This is a genomic window from Pseudomonas sp. P4_C3 (assembly GCF_056402075.1).
The window spans coordinates 1-3,337 of the sequence record NZ_JBFUIC010000397.1; the positions used below are offsets into that span (position 1 = coordinate 1).

The 3,337-nt window shown below is 54.3% G+C and carries 5 protein-coding genes; all 5 read right to left on the minus strand.

Annotated features, from left to right (window positions below; translation table 11 throughout):
• Window positions 1–138: 138 nt before the first annotated feature.
• Window positions 139–792, minus strand: coding sequence for a hypothetical protein (locus AC1DVH_RS28225; protein ID WP_477756558.1), 654 nt, complete (start codon window positions 790–792; stop codon window positions 139–141).
• Between the two features lie 277 nt (window positions 793–1,069).
• Entirely contained in the window at window positions 1,070–1,348 is a 279-nt protein-coding gene (locus AC1DVH_RS28230) for a DUF2790 domain-containing protein (protein ID WP_477756559.1), read from the minus strand.
• Window positions 1,349–1,837: 489 nt separating this feature from the next.
• A complete protein-coding gene (locus AC1DVH_RS28235) occupies window positions 1,838–2,290 on the minus strand; it encodes a thiol-disulfide oxidoreductase DCC family protein (protein ID WP_477756560.1) in 453 nt (150 codons plus the stop codon).
• A gap of 139 nt (window positions 2,291–2,429) precedes the next feature.
• Window positions 2,430–3,035, minus strand: a complete 606-nt coding sequence (locus tag AC1DVH_RS28240) for a LuxR C-terminal-related transcriptional regulator (RefSeq protein WP_477756561.1) — start codon at window positions 3,033–3,035, stop codon at window positions 2,430–2,432.
• 90 nt (window positions 3,036–3,125) lie between these two features.
• The coding region (locus tag AC1DVH_RS28245; protein ID WP_477756562.1) for a hypothetical protein at window positions 3,126–3,337 on the minus strand (212 nt) is incomplete at its 5' end.

A 3,337-nucleotide genomic window follows, 5' to 3' on the forward strand; every position in this document is an offset into this window, starting at 1 on the left:
GCCAGAGAAGAAGCGGTCAGAGTGGCGACTACGAAGAGAACTTTCATGGATTTCATTTGGGTATCCTCAAGTGAGACTTTATTAACAGTTAAAGCGGGATTCATTGGCTAGCGCTGAACGTCCTTGTTCAACCTGGAGTTACCAGCCAGCCAGGGCGGCGTTTCCTGGAGTCCTGGTGCCTTGCTCCATGTGCGCTTCGGTGTCTCTGTTTTTGGCCCAGGCAGTGAGCAATACCATCATCCCGAATCCAGCGACGATGAGCACCGGATAGGCTGCCAGCAACTCCACCAGCGAGTACTTCCAGGCCAGTGGACGACCAACGCCCAGCATGGCGGCATAGAACCACGACACGCCAGAGAACGCCCCCGAGAACAGCGCCAGCATGCGCAGGYTGAAGGAGAGTTTCAGTAACGAACCGGCTTTTTTCAGCGCCGGCAATACAGCGCGATGCAACACGAAGCCGTTAACGGTCAACAGCACAACGATGCCGATTTTGGCTTGTATTTTTGGATTGAGGAAATACTCCATCCCCTTGCCGGCATAATCGATCCCGACAATACCAATGCCTGTAATCCAGAGCGCGACAAGTGCAAGCGATACGGTTTTTTGAAGACTGTCCATGTGCGCGTCATCATGGTGACCTGATGCATCGCCCTTCAGGAGTTGTTTGACCATTGCAATGTCACTGGTCAAAACCAGCCCGATTGCCACGCAGCAGGCGATAAGATGAAAATATACAACGCCCAAACGCACATATTCCACGGTGGACGAAGAAAACATACTAAGTTCCATGGTGACCTCTTGGTTGTAATAGTGAATCAACTTGGCTCTCGGCACGGCATAATTGGAGTTTGCCGTTGCTGATGGCAGTCAAGATCCAGTAATTACTATTAATTAATCTTGCGGCATGACGCGGCCAAGATAATAGTGATTTTCACGAATGAACTTTTAATCATTCGATTATTTTAATTTTCAGGTAACAAAAACATCATCCGCACTGGGTGCCTATGAGGTTTAGCTTCCGCTTCTGGGGGGGCAGGCGAGGCCCGGAACCCTGTCGGCGAGCGGATCAGGCAATGCTGGTGGGGGCGGTGGGGCTTGCACCCCATTCGAGGAAACGGATCTTGTGAACCTCGCCCTCGCTGTCTTCGTAGACCAGGGTCACCGGTACCACGCCGGTCTTGTCGGATGTATCGGTGCGCTGCAGTACGCGTTTCACATCGATGTCCATCCCATAGTGGTATTCAACGGCCGAAACATGCGCGCCGGGGTCTTGCAGGCTGTTCTGGTCGAAGACACTGGGTGCGAGACTGGAAATCACGGCACTGACAATTGTGGCCATGCTCATAAGGCTGTACCTCTTCTGTAGTTGGCTTGACAAGGACCTAATGTGACACGTGATGAGAGTGAAGTTCACTGCACCGCGACGAACGTGCCTGCCTGAAAAGCCTGTAGTGGCTGCAAACTCCCGGCAATTCCCCGCGCTTGACGCCTCTCGACCATTCGTCCTTTAAACCCCGTATTTGTTGGTCAAAGTCCGTTTCTGAAGGAGGTCATGACATGTCATGACGGATTTTTCGCGCGGTGGTTGTGACAGTACGTGGACCGAAAACGCCTGCTATCGAGCCAGGGGGAAATGTCGGGTATTGGCCGATTGTTGCCTTTCACCACCGGTTGAATCCAYAGCCGAAAGCAGCCTGTCAGTCAGGGAATAGCTGAAGGGTATTCAGGGTGATGGTGGTCGGTGGCTACGGAAATTTCGGTAGCATCGTTTGCAGGCATTTGGCGGTGATGCCAGATGTGGAACGGGTGATCCGGTTAATGCGTGTGAGGGCGTTCATAGGGGCGCTTTCAAAAAACGCTGTTCATGATCAGGCTCCGGCAATAGGCACGTGTCGTATTTCCCGAAGAGCCGATAACGATTAAGCGCAATGCGGTCGTATGCCCAATTTCGAAGTTTGCGAGGGAAGATACGCAACAGGTTCACGGGGCGCCAGAGTGCGGAAAACTGGGCGATGATTTCGAAAAATGCATCCGAACGGTCCCAGTAGTGTCGGTCGCGGATCACCGCCATGGTGTCGAATTGATCCACGGGCAAACCTGCCCACGCGAGCAGAACCTGCCCCTCGGGTGACTGAACCGCCGCCAACCGCACTCGCCGCTGGCGGTCATGGCGAATCAAGAACCTCACCCAGCCATTGCACAGCTTGCAGACACCGTCGAACAGGACCACCGTTTCTCCTGGTTTGAGCAGTGGCGCGGGTGAGGGGCGGATTTGCGAGGCTGGCATAAGCGTGGGTCCAAGGGATCCTGGTTATCCCGGATCATAACCACGTGCCAGCGTTAAAGTCTGCATTTGGCTGTGGATTCAACCGGTCGATGCAACAAAACTGAATTCTGTGTAAGCAGAAGGAGTATTGCCGCAGTCCTCAGTCGCCTGTGGAAAGGCCATGCTTGTGTGCGTAGGCGTACAGATCTACGCGGTTCGTCAGGCCCAGCTTGCTGTAGATCGATGTTAAATGGTTGCGCAGCGTGTGCTCGCTGATGTGCAACTTCTCGGCCACCAATTTGCCAGGGGCTGAGGGGTCGCTGGCCAGCGATGCAATGGTTTGCTGCTCGCGGCGCGTTAGCTTGGCGATTTTTTGTTGCTCCGGGTCAATATCGCGCTCGGCTTTCTTGCGCGCCAGTTCAAGGAAGATACGGCTGGTCGCATTGCGGTCAATCCAGAGTTCGCCGTCATGCACTTTTTCTATGGCTTTGAGCAATGTCGATGCGGAGGCCGACTCCCGCTTATCCACCACGCCACGTGCGCCCGCCAGCACCGCTCTGTCATGCAGCGCCACGTCGCTCGACCCTGTCACTACCAGAATCCTGGCTTTGGTCTGGCTGTGCAAGTCGACCAGCGACTCGATACAGTCCTCGCTGTCCAGGTCCAGCACCACCACATCTGGCGCGTATTGGTGAAGCGAAAGCAGGTACTCCGCCACCGACGCCACCGAGCCCGCCAGCGTCAACCTCGGTTGAGCGCTTTCCACCAGACGCTCAAGGCCCCAGGCCACGAGCGGTAGAGCTACTAACAGGACTTGAATTGGCATGCGGGTCGCTGCCTCTTTAGGCGGGTTGTGTTAGCTGATCATGATAGCAATCGTTGCAGCCTGTAGCTTTTTTCTATAACGCTTCAGGTAGCCCCACCCATGACATTTGTCCCGTAAAGCCCTGTTTTCATGGCTGATTGACTCCCAGAAAAAAGGGATAGCGCTCCCATGTATAAAACAGCGGTCGTTTTTAGACTGCAACCATGAAAGGCACATACCGAATTGAGCCCCGTGAGCAAATC

Excerpts from the sequence above, each read along its gene's own strand:
- AC1DVH_RS28230 (WP_477756559.1), bottom strand. The coding sequence starts at position 1,348 with ATGAGCATGGCCACAATTGTCAGTGCCGTGATTTCCAGTCTCGCACCC.
- AC1DVH_RS28235 (WP_477756560.1), bottom strand. The coding sequence starts at position 2,290 with ATGCCAGCCTCGCAAATCCGCCCCTCACCCGCGCCACTGCTCAAACCA.